Raw genomic sequence first — 17,560 nt, 5'->3', positions numbered from 1 at the left:
TGCTCCTAGTTTAACTAAAATAATTGAAAAGTGCCCTGATTGGGAGATACAGAATTACAAATAAGATCAGGTTCAACACTAACGTTGGCCCTAAAGTATAAATCAATAACTGTACACCACTAAGAGAGGCAATATGTGCAATTCGGTCACCTAAGTAGCTCAAAATAAATACCACCAAAACATCCCCAACATAAAGTAGAGATGAAGTGACCATGTTTTCACGCACAAATTTTAAAACCATTCGATTAATATAAACCACCAGCGGAAATGCAAACGTAAAGATCCCAATAATTCCAACGTAATAAATATCATAAACGATTCCAATTCCTAAGGCCCACCAACCCATGTGTAATTTCTCATGGCGCGCAAAAAGAGTGGCCATTACCAACCACAATAAGGTTAAGTAAGGTACCATTGAAAATTTGCCAAAAAGTACTGGTGAAAAAAGTTTAGAAATCGTTCCTTCCAGTAGAAATGAAATGACCAACCCAATTGGATATAAGAACTTTAACCGGGAAGGACGTCTCATTGGACTTCCTCTTCTAATCCTTCTTGCCAATTACGGTCACCGCCTCAATATCATCCATGTTTGCAGCTGGTTTAATGTTGACTTTTTCAGAAATACCATCACTATTTTGTTTAGTTCCAGCAACTTTTCCGACATAAAGTCCCTTAGGAGTCACGCCACCAAGACCATTAGTCATAACTTTCGTCCCAGTCTTGATCTTGTCTTGATTAGTAACACTTCCCATTACCAACTCATTAGTATCACGATTATAACCGTCAATTAATCCATTAACGACTTTCTTTTCTCCTTGAACCTGAACCGCAAAACGACTAGCAGTATCACTTTTGTCGGTGATTAGTTCGACTTTACTGTTGGTCTTATTAACTTCAGCAACCCGACCAACTAATCCAGAATTAACAATTACAGACATGTTCTTTTGAACTCCTGCAGCCGATCCCTTATTAATGATCAGTTGATTTTGCCATGAGGATGGCGTCCGAGTAATTACGCTAGCATTAATCGCCTTGTAGTCCGTGGGAGTCCCCTTGATATTTAACTGTTGTCTTAATTTTTCATTTTCATTTTCCAGTGCTTGATTTTTAACTTGAGTTTGAGCTAATTGTTCAACCTGACCCTTTAAATGATTATTTTCCTGATAAGTATTTAACAAATTATCAGTGGCACCAAACAATGAGCCAACGCCATTGGCAGGAATACTAACAATTCGATCGCCAAATCCAACAACATCATTTCCAACTTGTTGAATCAATGGAGGAGTAGCACGATTTTTTCGCACTGCCACTGACCCACTAATCAAACCTAAGCCAATAATTAAGCAAACGACAATGATTACTAGCTTTCGACTTGAAAAAAACTTGTGCATAATAATCCTCCGTACGTGCTTAAAATAAATAAGCGGGAATTCATCCCCGCTTATCCAATTTATTTTCTATTCATTGCCTCAATACTTTTAAGCGATTCACCGGTTCCAATTGCTACACAATCCATCGGATCTTTGGCAATTGTCACAGGAACTTGAGTGGCATCTGATACTACTTCTGGGAGATTTTTGAGTAGAGCACCGCCACCGGTAAGAACAATTCCATGATCAATCACATCAGCAGAAATTTCAGGAGATGTCTCTTCTAGAGTTTCTTTAATCGTAGTGATAATCTCAAGAATGTCTTCGTGCATTGCAGAAGCCACATCCTCCGCAGTTACTTCAACTGACTTAGGAAGGCCGGTCAATAAGTCTCTTCCACGAACGGTTTCATCATTCATGTCCTTCGCGGCACCAATTGATGCAGAACCAATGGTGCATTTCAAATGTTCTGCAGTTGGTTCACCAATTAGCACATTATAATTTTTTCTGATAAAGGTAACGATCACTTCGTTCAACTTATCACCAGCCATTCTCACCGAACGTGATGATACGATCCCACCAAGAGAAATAGTAGCGACGTCGGTAGTTCCACCACCAATGTCAACAACCATGCTTCCAGTTGGATCCATAACTGGTAGACCGGCACCAATTGCAGCAGCAAATGGTTCTTCGATTACATAAGCATCCTTTGCTCCAGCAACTCGAGTAGCATCAATTACGGCACGCTTTTCTACAGCAGTGATACCACTTGGAACACAAACCATTACATAAGGCTTACCACCGTGGCTTCCCAATGCTTTATCGATATAATATTTCATCATGGTCACAGTAGTATCATAATCAGCAATTACACCGTCTTTCATTGGACGAATAGCTTCAATGCTGGCAGGCGTTCTACCAATCATAGATTCGGCTTGTTGACCAACAGCAATAATCTCGCCAGTTTTTGTATTTTTAGCAACCACAGAGGGTTCTCGTAAAACGATTCCTTTTCCATCAACATAAACAATGGTATTAGCGGTTCCTAAATCGATTCCGATGTTTTTTGTACCTAATCCGAACAATTTATTCATCCCTTCAATTTTAAGTTTTAATTTTTAAGTAATTACTTTGATAAGACTAGTATATCATACTGCATTTATATCAGTCAGAAATATAAGGCCAAAATTAGTTACTTAAGTTTTTCTTCATTTTCTTTAATATATTTTCTAACTTCCGAGATAAATAACAGCGATCCAGTAACCAAAATTAACTGATTATCATTTTTACTGTCACGGACCTTTTTTACCGATTTGTTCAGTGCTTTATGCCAATCGCTAACTAATGAAACATTGGGAAAGTTATTGATATCAAGTTTAGAAAAGTCAGCACTTGCTCGCTTTTCTCCCGCAGAAAACCGTGTCAAAATAACGTCACTATTAGACAAAGACTTAACAATTTTTAGCATTTCTGGATACTGTTTGTCAGCGAAAACCCCCATCACAATTGTAAGATGAGAATTTCTCCACTTACTACTTCTAAAACGAAGTGACGACAAAAGGCTCTGAATTGCTGGGACATTATGTGCCCCATCAATCATAATCGTGGGATCATTATTAATTACTTCCATCCTTCCAATCCATTTTGTTGAACTAATTCCCGCTTTGACCGAAGAAATCATGGATGGTTCTGTCATGTTTAAATATTTGAACGCATAAACCAAGAAAGCTTCAATCGCAATTGCAGCATCTTCCATTTCAAAGCTTCCAATTTGTTTCATTGAAATGTTATCAATGTTCAAATGATCACTTGAAAAATTAAAATGATTTTGATTTGCCGGCACGAATTGATAATCACGCTTTAATTCCCAAATTGGACTATCTAATTTTATAGCTGCTCGTTCAATCACCTTTCTCGGACCTGCTTTGATCCCTCCAATCACACATGGATGGTTTTTGCGAATAATTCCAGCCTTATTATCCGCAATTTTTTCTTCCGAATCACCAAGCAGTGCCATGTGATCCATCCCAATGGTAGTAATAATTGACATTTCCGAATTAACCACGTTGGTTGAATCGGATCTTCCTCCAATTCCGGCCTCCACAATCACAACGTCAACGGGATGATCACGGAAATAGATGAACATCATAGCGCAAATGATTTCAAATTCAGAGGGACCTAAATCAGGATCATTATTATCAATTTCATCGACAATCGGCTTAATTTCACGCACCAACTCTAAAATTTCATCATCTGAAATTGGTTGATTATTCACACTGATCCGCTCGTTGAACTTAATCATAAATGGTGAAGTAAAAGTTCCAACTGAGAGTCCAGAAGCCATTAACATGTTACTTAAATAAGCAACACATGAGCCCTTTCCATTAGTTCCCGCTACGTGAATGCAGTTTAGCGTTTTTTCTGGAAAATCCAATTTCTTCATAAAGTGATCCATCCGCTTTGTAGGTGGTTCTTTTTTAATTCGTGGTCTACCATGGATATACTTTAATGCTGCACTGTAACTATCAATCACCATTGCCACTCCTCTAAAAAGAAGGCTCAGCTGTTTAGCTGAGCCTCGTCTTTTACTTATTTAAAGCATCGATTACATCTTTAAGTCGGATTTTAACGGCTTTAAGTTTAGCCTCATTGTCGGTTTGCTTTTCCTTTTGCTCGTTGACAACTGCCTCCGGAGCATTGTCTACAAACTTTTTATTAGCTAATTTTTTCTGTGCTCGTTTGACTTCCGATTCAAATTTTTGGACTTCCTTTTGTAGCCTTTCTTTTTCATCATTTAGGTCAACCAGTTCATCCAATGGGATACTGATCTCAGCATCAGTAATTACCGATGTCATAGCCAATTTAGGAATATTAATGTCAGAACCAATCTCTAACTTATTAGGATGACCAAATCGTTCAATGTAGTCACTGTTATCTTCCAGTATCTTTTTCAAATCGGAATTCTTAGTTTTAACTAGAATGTCAACTGGACTAGATAGTGGTGCATTAACCTCTGAACGGATATTTCTGACCGTTTTAATAACGTCAATCAGATGATTCATATTTGATTCTGCTTTTTTATCATCAAACTCATCATGAGTTACTGGATACTCAGCTACCACCAATGATTCACCAACGTGCGGCATTGAAAGCCAAATTTTTTCAGTAACAAATGGCATAACTGGTTGGAGTAATCGCAAGATTTGATCCAAAACGTACGCTAGGATATTTCGCGTGTTTTGTTTGGCTTTTTCATCTGAGCCAGTCAAAATTTCCTTACTCATTTCAATGTACCAATCACAAAAATCATTCCAAATAAAATCATAAAGTGAACGGTTGGCTTCACCAAAGTTAAACTTGTCATATTCTTCGGTAACATACTTAACAACAGAGTTTAATTTCGAAAGAATCCATCGATCGGATAAATTCCATTCTGATTGAGCTGGTAACTCTGGTTTAGACATGTCACCTAAATTCATGATGACATAACGACTGGCATTCCAAATCTTATTGACAAAATTCCAGGCTGATTCAACCTTACTATAACTAAACTTCATGTCCTGTCCAGGCGTTGTTCCAGTTGAAAGGCACCATCTCAAGGCATCGGCTCCGTACTGATCAATAACATCCATTGGATCAATCCCGTTACCTAAAGACTTACTCATCTTAACCCCATGTTCATCACGAATTAAACCATGTAACAGCACGTTTTTAAATGGACGCTTACCGGTAAAATGTAAACTTTGAAAAATCATTCTTGAGATCCAGAAGAATACCAGATCATAACCAGTTACAAGCGTGTTGGTAGGAAAATAGCGTTGATAATCTTTTGAGTCAGTATCAGGCCAACCAAGGGTTGTAAATGGCCATAAAGCTGATGAAAACCAGGTATCCAACACGTCTGGATCTTGCGTCCAGTTTTCGGGATCCTTAGGAGCGTTTTCGCCAACATAAATCTTGCCAGTCTCATTATTGTACCAGGCAGGAATCCGATGTCCCCACCATAGTTGCCTTGAAATAACCCAATCATGAACGTTTTCCATCCATTGCATAAAGGTATGCTCAAATCGTTCTGGAATGAAACTAACCGCATCATTGGTCTTTTGATTCTCCATTGCCTTTTTGGCCAATGGTTTCATTTTTACAAACCATTGAGTCGAAAGACGAGCTTCAACCTGAACCCCGGTTCTTTCAGAATGACCAACCGAGTGAACAATGGGATCAATTTTAATCATCAAGCCTTGATCTTCAAGGTCCTTGACCATTGCCTTTCGAGCATCAAAACGATCCATGCCTTCATACTTCCCAGCATTTTCGTTCATCGTAGCGTCTTTATTCATGGTATTAATCCGTTTTAAATCATGTCTGTTCCCAACTTTAAAATCATTAGGATCGTGGGCTGGCGTAATTTTAACCATTCCAGTCCCAAATTCAGGATCAACGTACTGATCGGCAATAATCGGAATCGTCCGATTTACGAGTGGAACAACGACCTCTTTACCTACTAAATCTTTATAACGATCATCACTTGGGTTCACTGCGACAGCAGTATCACCCATCATAGTCTCAGGACGAGTTGTAGCGATTTCAATGTAATTCTTTCCATTAAATTTCGTATCATCAGCAAACGGATACTTAACGTGATAGAAAGCGCCTTTATCATCTTTGTGAATAACTTCAATATCAGATAAAGCAGTCCGAGCCTTTGGATCCCAATTAATAATGTATTCACCACGGTAAATTAACCCTTGATTGTACAAGTCAACAAATACTTTCCTGACGGCTTTTGACAAACCATCATCCAACGTAAAGCGTTCACGACTGTAATCAAGTGATAATCCCAGTTTGGCCCACTGTTTATGGATCGTATCAGCAAAGTCGTCTTTCCATTCCCAAACCTTATCGACAAATTTTTCACGACCTAAATCGTACCGCGAGATCCCCTTCTCGTTAAGCATGGCTTCAACTTTTGCTTGAGTTGCAATTCCCGCATGATCCATCCCAGGAATCCAAACGGTATCATAACCTTGCATCCGTTTCTGTCTAATTAACATGTCTTGAAGAGTGGTATTCCAGGCGTGACCCAAGTGAAGTTTACCGGTCACATTTGGCGGAGGTAAAACAATTGAATATGGTTTTGCCTTTTTATCCCCATTTGGCTTGAAAACATCCTCATCAAGCCATTTCTTATACATCCCTGCTTCAACTGAGTTGGGATCATATTTCGTTGACATATCTACTTCTTTTGCCATTTCTTCACCTCATTTAAAATAAAAAGCATCCGTCCAGAATAGGACGAACGCTCGCGGTACCACCTAAATTGAATTATTGCTAATTCCAACTTAACTAGATAACGGCTAGTACCGATTACATCTTAATTCATTCAACATAACTGCTCACAAGCAACAATGATCATTTTAACGCATGGACTTTCCAGCACGTGTCCACTCTCTGCGCGTCATAACAACCAACCTCTTGATCAAAGCATTTAACATAATAAATATTACTCAATTTACAATCTTTAGTCAATCACATTAAAGTAATTCTGAAAAAACATCTTCATTAGCGTTCAAATAATCATCATTTGGGTGAATCTTACTGATCGTAATACCCTCAATGGCTTCTTTCATTAAACCATCCACGTCAATGTTTTTTTCAAACTTTCTGGCTTTCTCCACGTCCGGCTTCGTTTTCGGTGCTGGTGGAGTAAAGATCGTACAGCAGTCCTCATAAGGAAGAATTGATAAATCATAGGTGTCAATTTGTTCAGCAATCTTAATAATCTCAGTCTTATCCAAAGAAAGCAACGGACGTAGAACTGGCAAATTAGTCACATCATTAATGGCGCGCATACTTTCTAAAGTCTGTGAAGCAACTTGTCCTAACGACTCACCGGTAAATACTCCATCACAATGACGTGCAATGGTAATTGCTGCGGCAATTCTCAACATCATCCGGCGCTGAACCGTCATCAAGTAACCCTCTGGAACTTTTTCTTTAATCTCTTCTTGAATCTTAGCAAATGGGACTTGGATAAAATCAACGGTTCCACCTAATGCCGAAAGCTTCGCCGTGAGGTCCTTAGCCTTTGCTAGCGCTTGTTCACTAGTGTATGGGGGACTGTAGAAATGAATCATATCTAACTTTACCCCACGCTTCATGGCCATGTACGCCGCAACGGGTGAATCAATGCCTCCTGAAAGCATCATGGTACCACGTCCGCCAGTTCCAACTGGTAGTCCTAATGCTCCCTGAATCGTCTCACTTGATAAATAAATGCCAGACATTCTGACATCAATCTGTAAGTTAATGTCAGGTCTTTTCATTTGAGCTTTAATCCCATCTAAATGATCTAAGACATACCCGCCGACCTTATCATTTACTTGATAAGTATTTAGTGGATAATCTTTATTCTGGCGGTTAGTTGAAATCTTAAATGTTTGACCACTCTGGAATTGATTCGAAATCATTGCGAGTGCCTTTTTCTGAATGTCTTCAATTGGGGTATTTTTTTCCAACTTAACAACTGGTGAAAAAGTCTCAATTCCAAAGACTTTTTTTAGGGCTGCCATCACTGGGGCTGCATCTTGACCATGCAAACTGACATGTAACCGATCCCGTTGGGCGTCAACGGTGACTCCATCAAACTGTTTTAAAACTTGCCTAACGTTATGTCCCAGCTGCCCAATAAAGACCCTGCGATTTTTTCCCTTTGTGGACAGTTCGCCGTAACGAACCATAATCTCACTATACTTCACACCCTCACTCCTTTACTATTCTTTAATGATTATCTAACTTAACTTTTTGAATTCTTCGTACAGCTCATCAAATACTTGATTAAACTTATCAGCCTCATCTAAAGTATTTTTGTCTCCTAAGGAGATTCGAACGGCACTGCGAGCGATGCTTGGGTCTACTCCCATAGCATCTAAAGTTCCTGCCGTTTCCTCTTTTTTGGATGAACAAGCACTCGTAGTAGAAATGTAAATCCCATGTTCTTCAAAGGCATGCACGATCGTTTCACCCTTCACTCCCTCAATTGCAAAGCAAAGAATGTGCGGAGCAAAGTGGTCTGATAAACCGGAGAAAGGATGAACCTTGTTGAACTTAGCAATATGAGCATAAATTCGTTCTCTGATCTTTTGTTCACGTGCAATGCTTTCAGATTCATGATCCGAAATGATTCTGAGTGCCTTAGCCATCCCTGCTATCGCAGGCAAATTCTCAGTCCCGCTCCGTTGCCCTCGTTCTTGGCCACCACCATCCATTAATGGGGCAATCTTACGACCGTTTTTCCCATAGATCAAACCAATTCCTCTGGGAGCATGAAATTTATGCCCAGAAAATGTGACAAAATCAACTCGACCATTGAAAACCAAATCGTGTAGACCTTTACCAACAGCCTGGACGGCGTCAACATGAAAATGAATTTTGGGATATTGTTTTAAGACATCACTAATTTCATTGATGGGTTCAATGGCGCCCATCTCATTATTAACCGCCATGATTGACACCAAGATAGTATCCGGTCTAATAGCGGATTCTAAATCTTTTGCTGAAACTCGTCCCTCTTTATCAACGGGTAAATAAGTAACGTCAAATCCCAAATCTTCTAAAGCGTGCATTGAATTTTTCACCGCTGCATGTTCAACAGAAGAAGTGATGATATGCTTACCAAATTGATGTTTCTCTTTGGCGGTCCCCTTTATAACCCAATTGTCACCTTCAGTTCCTCCACTAGTAAAGTAGATTTCGTTAGGTTCTACTCCTAAAATTCTCGCAATTTGATTTCTTGATTGATTCAATAAATTAAACGATTGTTGACCAAAGTTATGAAGACTGGAAGGATTTCCCCAGATCTTTTCACTTACCTGATTATAGGTATCCAAAACCTGACTATCTACTTTAGTCGTCGCACTATTATCAAAGTAAATCATTTGGTACCCTCTCTTTCTAATTCGTCCAAATTACAACAAGATTTATTATACCAGCATTGAAACATAATAAAAACAAGCTGAATTGTTCCAACTCTAATTCAGCTTGTTCGTGCTTACTTTTGATTTTGTGAATCTTGCTTATTTTTGTAATAAGTATTTTCAATTCGCTTGTAGGATCCAGGATTGGCTTTATCAATCGCAGTGGCAATGGTTTCTAAGCTTTCAGGATACTTATACTCATCGTCAAACAGATGCTTAGCTTTTACCAGTGCTCTGTTAATCTCTGGATCAGAATTTCGATAACGATTGGCATATTGCATCACTTGCTCAGCAAGCGATGAGCTATCAATCAAATCATCAGTCTTCTCTTCAAGAGTATCCCGATCTGATTTAATCACGCTTAACTGTTTTTGAACATCATCCATACTAATCTTGACCTTATCCATCGTCCGATTAAGATCCTTAATCTCGTCAGCCACAATGCCAAAGTAGTCAATGTAATCCTGTGATATACCCGGTAAATTCAGCTCATCAATCTTACGCTGAATCCCATGAAGTTCCAAATCAAGATCATCTAAGACCTGATGGGCCTTCTGCTCTTCATCCTTAAAGTCAGCAACCGAATCATTAATGGCCCGTTGTTTCTTTTCAATCTCCGTTAATTGACTATCGCTACTAGTAACGTTGTCAAGGATGTGAGTATAAATGGCTTTCTTGTTGTCAATTGCCTCACGATCTTTTTTATAGGTAGCTTCAATCTCATCAATTTGTTTTCCTAAAGCATTGGCCTTATCAATCTCACCATGTTCTAGTGAGTAATTATGACTGAGTCGATCTAATTCATCGATTAAAACCTGATTTTGTTTTTTGGCGTGTTGGATATATTCTCCAGTGATCTTAAATCCTTTATCAATTTTTTTCTTAGCAATTAATTGCTTTTCCATTAAATCGTAAAGACGATCAATCTTGGTCTCAATCTCACTATCAGAATCCTTGGCCAATTTTAAATCAAGGTGAGCAATATTTTCAAGGTTATCGGAAACGGCTGTTCTTAATTCCTCTAAAGAGACGTCAAATTCATCATCATCAAATTCATACCCACTTGCATTCATTTTAGAATGAGTTGAGCTAATCTCATCAATTTGATTTTTAAATTCTACATTATTAGTAGCATATAAATGAGGAATTTGTTGCACATCAGCTTCTAACTGATTAGTTGACTTATTTAAATCACCAAGAATTTTATCAGCCTTTTCGTGATCACCATTTTTTGATAGATTAGAAAAATCATCAAAGGTCCCTTCAATCGTCGACAACTGATTTTCAAGCGCATCAATTGCGGGCCCAAAGGAAGCATTCTTAGTAAGCAATTCTTTTCGAAGTTCTTTATAACGACCTTCTAAATCAGTAATGGCCTTCTTATGTTCAGAATTCAGCTGATTCATTTTAGCTAAAAACTGACGAATTACCCTTACATCATCTTCTGAAGTTTTAATTTGTTGTTCCGCATCTGAGCAAACTTCCCGTGTCTTAACAAAGTTAATTCCCTTTGCGTCACTTTTTACCGCTTCAACGTTATTTTTGACGGAAGGAAGTAAGTTATTAGTAACGTTATCAAAATCAGCTTGAGCACTATTAACGCTACTTAATGAATCACCGGTGAGGCCGATATCTTTCACCTTATTAATCTCATCTTGCAGATTCAAATCATTTAGGCGCTTAACGCGTTTTTCAATTGTTTCAGCAATTTTTAATAAATGGTGCTGATACATGACCACGGCACAATAAATTACAGCTACTACAACTAAAATTCCAATAATGACGTTAACCATTAAATACCCGTCCTTCAACAAATTAATTATGTATAAACTTTTCCTCGTTATTAAAGTAATTATATCATAAATGAGAAAAATTTATGATAGCATTCTGAGTTTTTAAGATCATCGACTGCAACGTTGCATTGACTTTTAAGTGCTAATTTCATATAATTGAGCTTGTGTAAAATAATGCAGCAGTATGCGGTAAGCTCGTCAACATGTCCTTGCTACTTGTAGTTTAATTAGTAACCCACTGGCTGCTGAGGCGAAAGTTCAGAGGGATATGCACGAATACTAAGCGTACATCGTTATTTTACTCCAAATATTTTATTGGAGGATTCATTTATGTCAAGATATACAGGTCCAAGTTGGAGAATTTCTCGTCGTCTTGGAGTTTCTTTATCAGGTACTGGTAAAGAATTACAACGTCGTCCATATGCTCCAGGTGTTCACGGCCAAGGTCGTCGTCAAAAACTTTCAGAATATGGTGTTCAATTACGTGAAAAGCAAAAATTACGTTACATGTATGGTTTAACTGAACGTCAATTTTACTCATTGTTTAACCGCTCTGGTAAAATCCGTGAGGGTAAGCATGGTGATAACTTTGAAATTATGCTTGAAAGCCGTTTAGATAATATGGTTTACCGTTTAGGCTTAGCTACCACTAGACGACAAGCTAGACAATTAGTTAACCACGGTCATATTACCGTTGATGGCAAGCGAGTTGATATCCCTTCTTACGAAGTAAAGCCCGGTCAAGTGATCGGTGTTCGTGAAAAGGATAAGGACATGGGCATCATCAAAGAAGCTGTCGAATCAGTTGTGAGCCGCCCTGCTTATGTATCATTTGATGCTGATAAGCTTGAGGGTTCATTGACTAGATATCCACAACCAGATGAATTAAATGCAGACATCGATACTTCATTAGTTGTTGAATACTACAACCGTTAAAATATTGTGTCTGTTAAAGAAAAGGCGATCTCGATTGAGACCGCCTTTTTGTATCTCCAATTTCTTTAATGTTAAAATGTAGTAAATACTCAATAAGGAGCAAATATTATGACAGATGACAAAGGATCAGTTCAAAATCGACTTGATCAAGCAATGAGTGGAAACTCCCCTCAAATTAACCCAGATGAGCAACGAAAATACTTGGGAACTTTTCGAGAACGGGTCGACTTCGCCATTACGGTTTCTGAAGATAAAAACCAGGATGCAATCGATCAGTTAAGTAAAGAAATGAAACAACATCCCACTTATCAACTCTTCATTAACGGCAATATAGCTGAAGAACAGCAACAACCGTACATGAAGTTAGCCAGTCAAAATAACACCAACTTTACTTTAAAAAACAACAGCGCTTATGGTACGATGCCTAATCAATATGCCGTGGTCTTAGTTGCCCCTGATGCAATTAATAAAGACCATATTGATTTTGATCCTAGTAAGGTTAACGCCAAACATGACAACGATCAACCTAAAAAACACCAATCATGGTTTTCACGGTTATTTAAGTAGAAAGAAGCTATAGAATGCAAAAGCCCCTCGCCTACAGAATGAGGCCCACTAAAATTGAAGATATTGTTGGCCAACAGGATTTGGTTGGCAAGGGCAAGATTATTGATCGCATGGTAAAAGCTAAAATGCTTTCATCAATGATTTTATATGGTCCACCTGGCACCGGAAAAACCAGCATTGCAAGTGCAATTGCGGGTTCGACTAAATATGCTTTTCGGATGTTAAATGCAGCAACTGATACCAAAAAGGACCTCCAGGCGGTAGCTGAAGAAGCTAAAATGAGTGGAACGGTAGTGTTATTACTAGATGAAATCCATCGGTTAGATAAGACCAAGCAGGATTTTTTGTTACCACTACTAGAAAGTGGGCAAATTATCTTAATCGGGGCAACGACAGAAAATCCTTATATCAATATCAGTCCGGCCATTCGTTCTAGAACAGAAATATTTCAAGTTCATCCATTAACCAGTGATGACATAACCAAAGCCGTTAAGCGAGCACTAGCGGACAAGCAAAATGGCTTAGGTAATCTAAAGATCAAACTTGACCATAACGCCATGAGCTTTTTAGTTCACAGTACCAATGGTGATTTGAGAAGTGCTTTAAACGCCCTAGAATTATCCGCCAAGTCCACTAAGCCTGACCAAGATGGCGTCATTCACATTACTCTGGCTGATATTGAAGCTTGTTTACAAAAGAAAGCACTAAGTCAAGATAAAAATGGCGACGCTCACTACAACGTGATGTCAGCACTTCAAAAATCAATTCGTGGCTCCGATGTTAACGCGGCCCTACACTATGCCTCGAGGTTAATTGAATCAGGGGATTTAAACTCCCTAACAAGAAGATTAATGGTAATTGCGTATGAAGACATTGGGTTAGCTAATCCGGCTGCTGCTTCCAGAACAGTATCGGCAGTGCAAGCTGCTGATAAACTCGGTCTCCCTGAAGGACGGATTCCGCTATCTGATGCCATCATTGATCTTTGTCTTTCACCAAAATCAAATTCAGGAATTACAGCGATTGATAAGGCTTTATCTGACGTAAAAACTGGCAATTACGGAGACATTCCTGATCACTTAAAAGATGCCCATTTCAAGGGTGCCAAAAAACTAGGACACGTCGGTTATAAATACCCACATAATTATCCCAATGATTGGGTTAAACAGCAGTATCTTCCTGACAAAATTAAGAATGCCAAGTACTACCAACCAAAGCTGAACGGTAAATACGAAAGAGCCCTAGCTGATCAATATGAAAAAATCAACGAGGCTGAAAGGCATGTCGGAAAGGAATAATTGTCGATGCTCATAAAAGTTTTAATGTTATTTTTCTCCGTAATTTTAATTATTAACGGAATTTATTTTTTGACCCATGCTCATAAAAGTTTCCTACTGTTTCATCCCGAAAAGTTTACCTCATTAAGCATCATCTTACTCATTAGTGGTGTCATTCTAATTGTGGTAGCAATTTTTGGAATTATTTCAATATTCTTCGATAACACCGTTTTTACTCTGTTAGTTTTATGTGCGGGGTGTTTGTGTGCTGTGATTCCAGAACTATTCATCATTCAATACATGGATAAATAGCCTTTATATCTGACTTTTCAATTAAAAAATACTAGAATTAAGTTAAATAAAACATCGAGGTGGTTTTTATGCTACAAGAATACAATAATATTTTAGTTCCCGTTGATGGTTCATACGAATCCGAGTTGGCTTTTAAAAAGGCCGTTGCCGTTGCCAAACGTAATGATGCTCATTTACACATTGTCCACGTTGTAGACACACGAGCATTTCAAAATATCTCTAGTTTTGATACATCAGTAGTTGAAGAAGTAACTCAAAACGCTAAAAAAACACTCGAACAGTACGCCAGAGAAGCTAAGGATGATGGCGTTAACAAAGTCGATTATTCAATCGAATATGGCGCACCGAAAACAATCATCTCAAAGGAAATTCCCGACAAACTCGATATTGATTTAATCATGATCGGTGCAACCGGGTTAAATGGTGTTGAACGGTTACTAATTGGTTCAGTAACTGAATATGTCACTAGGATGGCGGTCTGTGATGTATTAGTTGTAAGAACAAATCTAAATAATCAAAAAGTTGATCCTAAAAAAGGAAAACAAAAAGTTTCTAAGTAAAACAAAAAATCATTCGATGATTATTTCGAATGATTTTTTGTTTTGGCAATTTTTAATAATTTATCAATCCGCCCGCTATCTCTTACTCCTTTCAAAAGATTGATTTTAATTTGGGTGCTTTCTGCCTTTTCAAACAGTTTTTCTCGTTTATAACTCAAATATTTCAAATTATAAAATGATTTCAAACAATAGAAGGAATACTTGCGTTTTAGGTAAGATATCATAACATTGGATTCAGAAATCACTAGTTGATTATCGTTAGCTACAAATGCGAAAGTGACAATGGCAAGTCCTAACTTAATGACAACATATCGATCAATTGTATTCATTTCTCTTCGATGTAGCAATTGCCCCATCCTCACCAAAGCATCATCCAAATATTTACGAGCCAATTTTTGACATCCCAATCTCCGATATGAGATTGCAATGCCCAAATAACTCCATGCAGTACAAATAAAATTTGTTTTGACGGAACACGAGTCAATCATAGTATGAAAGCATAGGATTACTTCATCTAAAGAAAAACCACAAAATAGTTCCGCAAAACCACGTTCACAATAATATCTTCCTTTGATTTCTCTTGAATCAATATTCTCAACTTTAATTGTTTCAATAATCGTATTAGCTTTCTTGAAATGATAATGAAGTAGAATGCATTCAACTTTCTTCAGTATTTTTTTAGCATAGCAATACTTTTCATCAGAACAAACTTCGTCTAAGTTCAATCCCAATCGGGACACAATTTCTGGAATAATCACCCATTGATTAAAACACCCATCATTTTCAAGCGCACTGATGGTTGACTGAGTACATAGTCCTTTGGCAAGCTCCGACTGCGTCATATGAATATCAATTCGGCGTTTTTTAATTCTCGCTCCAATCTTTTTCAATAGCGCTTTTGAGGGCATTATGACTTCCAATTGCACGTCATCTCCCTTGACGATTCAAAATTTCATCGTGTCTAAAACAATTAACGTTATGATCATTAATGATCCCCGAAGCTTGTAAAAACGAATAGAGTGTTGTGGGCCCAACTCTTTTAAAATGATACATTTGAAAAACCTGATTAAATTTTTTAATCATTGGTCTCATTTCCGAAATATCGATTTGATCATCAATAATTAAATGATCAACGGGGGTATAATTCACCTGCTGCCATAATTGGTCAAAAAAATGAATCCCCTTTCCCTCTAACTCAAAAACAATCTTGGCATTGGTTAAAATGGCATCAAGTTTCGATCGATTTCTAATTCCACGTTTGTCACTCATTGCAGTGTCTTTGATGGTTTCTGCGTGAGTAGACAAATAGTTAAAATCAAAATTATGATAAATGCTATCCAGTCCGTCTAACTTCTTCAAAATTAAATTCCACTGAAGTCCTGCCTGCATTATTTCTAGTGACAGTTCTCTAAATAATGCTTTTTCGTCATAATCTGGAACACCCCACACCGTATCATGGTAATTCATTAATCGTGGACTCCTAGTTGCCCAGTTACATCTTTCCATTATTATCACCTCTTATAAGTATATACGAAGAACAATCTTCAAATAAAAAAAGATTATGACTATGTCATAATCTTTTTTTATTATTTATCCTTATATACTTTTTTCTGATCGCCCTTTTGAAGCGGCTTAAAGTCATGCAAAATTTTAGATTGACGGTCAAATTCAGCATAAGCTAGTTCAATCAATTTATCGATTAATTCGGTATAACTAATTCCAGAAGCTTCCCAAAGTTGCGGATACAAAGAAATATTGGTAAAGCCCGGTAATGTGTTAACTTCACTCAAATACGGCTTAAAATCCTTTGAAACAAGAAAATCAATTCGTGCCATTCCCTTTAATCCAAGGGCCTTATAAGCGTCTAATGCCATGTTCGTGATTTGATCATCGACACCATCTGGCAATTCAACTGGAATGGTAAATTGGACCTGACTGGCATCCACGAACTTGTTGTCATAGGTATAGAATTTGTCATCTGCTGGAACTTTAATTGCCCCTAGTTTTGATGCCATGGGATTTTCATTTCCTAAAATAGAAATTTCGACTTCTTCTGGTCCCTCAATTGCTTCCTCAATCAAAATTTTGTTGTCATAACGAAAAGCATCTTCTAGTCCGCTATCCAATTCCTCTTGATTATGCACCTGATGAATACCGATGGAAGAACCTTGATTGGCTGGTTTGATAAACATTAATGAACCGAGCTTTTTAGATAATTTAGCATAATTCCAATCTTTACGATTATCTGGAGTCAATAAGACGTATTTGGTATTGTTAATGCCTGCTTCATCTAGGATTTTCTTAGTAATATCCTTATCATAAGACATTGCAGAAGCTAAGATTCCACTTCCAACGTAGGGCTTATTCATTAGACGTAATAGCCCTTGAATGGTTCCATCTTCCCCTAAGTTTCCGTGAATAATGGGAAAGAAAACGTCAATATCTTTAGCGCTATCGAAATTAATAATGGGAGCTAGCGGATTATTCATGTCGAGATTTAAAATCTCATCTTTTTCCACATCCGTTTCATCTTCACCATCAAATACACGATGTGAAGCATCATCGCTCAAGACGATTCCATCCTTAGTAATTAGGAATAAGCTGACTTCATACTTATCCTTGTCCATCGCATCATAAATATTATGCGCGGATCTTTTTGAGACGTCGTGTTCTGATGAATTACCACCAAATAATAACGCGACGTGCTTCTTATTTTTAGTCATATTCGCACCTCTGTCGTTCATAATAGAACCTTAATTATAACACAAA

Annotated in this window: 16 protein-coding genes and 1 other annotated feature; of the genes, 5 read left to right on the top strand and 11 right to left on the bottom strand. The window is 37.8% G+C overall.

Features of this window, described 5'->3' with window-relative positions:
• Positions 1–10: 10 nt before the first annotated feature.
• The 8 genes from mreD to ezrA form a co-directional block, all read right to left on the bottom strand.
• Positions 11–559, bottom strand: a complete 549-nt coding sequence (gene mreD, locus AC6UDB_RS06085) for a rod shape-determining protein MreD (RefSeq protein WP_500694375.1) — start codon at positions 557–559, stop codon at positions 11–13.
• Positions 543–1,391 carry a rod shape-determining protein MreC gene (gene mreC, locus AC6UDB_RS06080; protein ID WP_500694374.1) on the bottom strand — a complete coding sequence of 283 codons (849 nt, stop codon included), beginning with the start codon at positions 1,389–1,391 and terminating at the stop codon, positions 543–545. Before mreC ends, mreD begins: the two co-directional genes overlap by 17 nt.
• 59 nt (positions 1,392–1,450) lie before the next feature.
• Entirely contained in the window at positions 1,451–2,455 is a 1,005-nt protein-coding gene (locus AC6UDB_RS06075; RefSeq protein WP_500709472.1) for a rod shape-determining protein, read from the bottom strand.
• A gap of 107 nt (positions 2,456–2,562) precedes the next feature.
• Positions 2,563–3,906 carry a bifunctional folylpolyglutamate synthase/dihydrofolate synthase gene (locus AC6UDB_RS06070; protein WP_500696875.1) on the bottom strand — a complete coding sequence of 448 codons (1,344 nt, stop codon included), beginning with the start codon at positions 3,904–3,906 and terminating at the stop codon, positions 2,563–2,565.
• Between the two features lie 49 nt (positions 3,907–3,955).
• Complete coding sequence (locus AC6UDB_RS06065; protein ID WP_500709444.1) at positions 3,956–6,622, bottom strand: valine--tRNA ligase; 2,667 nt, start codon at positions 6,620–6,622, stop codon at positions 3,956–3,958.
• A gap of 36 nt (positions 6,623–6,658) precedes the next feature.
• Positions 6,659–6,862, bottom strand: a binding site (T-box leader).
• 42 nt (positions 6,863–6,904) lie between these two features.
• Positions 6,905–8,128, bottom strand: coding sequence for a tRNA uracil 4-sulfurtransferase ThiI (gene thiI, locus AC6UDB_RS06060; RefSeq protein ID WP_500709442.1), 1,224 nt, complete (start codon positions 8,126–8,128; stop codon positions 6,905–6,907).
• Positions 8,129–8,161: 33 nt separating this feature from the next.
• Entirely contained in the window at positions 8,162–9,307 is a 1,146-nt protein-coding gene (locus AC6UDB_RS06055; RefSeq protein WP_500709441.1) for a cysteine desulfurase family protein, read from the bottom strand.
• Positions 9,308–9,420: 113 nt separating this feature from the next.
• A complete protein-coding gene (gene ezrA / locus AC6UDB_RS06050; RefSeq protein WP_500709440.1) occupies positions 9,421–11,139 on the bottom strand; it encodes a septation ring formation regulator EzrA in 1,719 nt (572 codons plus the stop codon).
• Between the two features lie 330 nt (positions 11,140–11,469).
• Here ezrA and rpsD point away from each other — a divergent pair, with 330 nt between their 5' ends.
• From rpsD to AC6UDB_RS06025, 5 genes are all read left to right on the top strand, one after another.
• Positions 11,470–12,075, top strand: coding sequence for a 30S ribosomal protein S4 (gene rpsD / locus AC6UDB_RS06045; protein WP_039144319.1), 606 nt, complete (start codon positions 11,470–11,472; stop codon positions 12,073–12,075).
• A gap of 108 nt (positions 12,076–12,183) precedes the next feature.
• Positions 12,184–12,642, top strand: coding sequence for a YueI family protein (locus tag AC6UDB_RS06040; RefSeq protein ID WP_500701334.1), 459 nt, complete (start codon positions 12,184–12,186; stop codon positions 12,640–12,642).
• 14 nt (positions 12,643–12,656) lie between these two features.
• The gene (locus AC6UDB_RS06035) at positions 12,657–13,940 is read left to right on the top strand and encodes a replication-associated recombination protein A (RefSeq protein WP_500701335.1); all 1,284 of its coding nucleotides are present in this window, start codon (positions 12,657–12,659) and stop codon (positions 13,938–13,940) included.
• Between the two features lie 6 nt (positions 13,941–13,946).
• Positions 13,947–14,231 (top strand): hypothetical protein, encoded by a 285-nt coding sequence (locus tag AC6UDB_RS06030; RefSeq protein ID WP_500701336.1) that lies wholly within the window; start codon positions 13,947–13,949, stop codon positions 14,229–14,231.
• A gap of 68 nt (positions 14,232–14,299) precedes the next feature.
• Entirely contained in the window at positions 14,300–14,791 is a 492-nt protein-coding gene (locus tag AC6UDB_RS06025; protein WP_500694366.1) for a universal stress protein, read from the top strand.
• A gap of 20 nt (positions 14,792–14,811) precedes the next feature.
• Here the strand turns inward: AC6UDB_RS06025 and AC6UDB_RS06020 are convergent, their stop codons facing one another.
• From AC6UDB_RS06020 to AC6UDB_RS06010, 3 genes are all read right to left on the bottom strand, one after another.
• Entirely contained in the window at positions 14,812–15,699 is an 888-nt protein-coding gene (locus tag AC6UDB_RS06020; RefSeq protein ID WP_500709439.1) for a helix-turn-helix domain-containing protein, read from the bottom strand.
• Between the two features lie 19 nt (positions 15,700–15,718).
• The gene (locus AC6UDB_RS06015) at positions 15,719–16,297 is read right to left on the bottom strand and encodes a DNA-3-methyladenine glycosylase I (protein ID WP_500709437.1); all 579 of its coding nucleotides are present in this window, start codon (positions 16,295–16,297) and stop codon (positions 15,719–15,721) included.
• 80 nt (positions 16,298–16,377) lie between these two features.
• Positions 16,378–17,514: a D-alanine--D-alanine ligase family protein gene (locus tag AC6UDB_RS06010; RefSeq protein WP_500699810.1), complete on the bottom strand. Its 1,137-nt coding sequence runs from the start codon at positions 17,512–17,514 to the stop codon at positions 16,378–16,380.
• Positions 17,515–17,560 lie beyond the last annotated feature (46 nt).

The organism is Fructilactobacillus sp. X3R2C1 (assembly GCF_059901235.1).
This window is presented reverse-complemented; position numbering and strand designations above follow the sequence as displayed.

What these genes read in the sequence shown, in the direction of transcription:
- mreC (WP_500694374.1), bottom strand. Translation starts at nt 1,391, where the DNA reads ATGCACAAGTTTTTTTCAAGTCGAAAGCTAGTAATCATTGTCGTTTGC.
- AC6UDB_RS06070 (WP_500696875.1), bottom strand. Translation starts at nt 3,906, where the DNA reads ATGGTGATTGATAGTTACAGTGCAGCATTAAAGTATATCCATGGTAGA.
- AC6UDB_RS06065 (WP_500709444.1), bottom strand. Translation starts at nt 6,622, where the DNA reads ATGGCAAAAGAAGTAGATATGTCAACGAAATATGATCCCAACTCAGTT.
- AC6UDB_RS06055 (WP_500709441.1), bottom strand. Translation starts at nt 9,307, where the DNA reads ATGATTTACTTTGATAATAGTGCGACGACTAAAGTAGATAGTCAGGTT.
- ezrA (WP_500709440.1), bottom strand. Translation starts at nt 11,139, where the DNA reads ATGGTTAACGTCATTATTGGAATTTTAGTTGTAGTAGCTGTAATTTAT.
- rpsD (WP_039144319.1), top strand. Translation starts at nt 11,470, where the DNA reads ATGTCAAGATATACAGGTCCAAGTTGGAGAATTTCTCGTCGTCTTGGA.
- AC6UDB_RS06040 (WP_500701334.1), top strand. Translation starts at nt 12,184, where the DNA reads ATGACAGATGACAAAGGATCAGTTCAAAATCGACTTGATCAAGCAATG.
- AC6UDB_RS06035 (WP_500701335.1), top strand. Translation starts at nt 12,657, where the DNA reads ATGCAAAAGCCCCTCGCCTACAGAATGAGGCCCACTAAAATTGAAGAT.
- AC6UDB_RS06030 (WP_500701336.1), top strand. Translation starts at nt 13,947, where the DNA reads ATGCTCATAAAAGTTTTAATGTTATTTTTCTCCGTAATTTTAATTATT.
- AC6UDB_RS06025 (WP_500694366.1), top strand. Translation starts at nt 14,300, where the DNA reads ATGCTACAAGAATACAATAATATTTTAGTTCCCGTTGATGGTTCATAC.
- AC6UDB_RS06020 (WP_500709439.1), bottom strand. Translation starts at nt 15,699, where the DNA reads ATGCCCTCAAAAGCGCTATTGAAAAAGATTGGAGCGAGAATTAAAAAA.
- AC6UDB_RS06015 (WP_500709437.1), bottom strand. Translation starts at nt 16,297, where the DNA reads ATGGAAAGATGTAACTGGGCAACTAGGAGTCCACGATTAATGAATTAC.
- AC6UDB_RS06010 (WP_500699810.1), bottom strand. Translation starts at nt 17,514, where the DNA reads ATGACTAAAAATAAGAAGCACGTCGCGTTATTATTTGGTGGTAATTCA.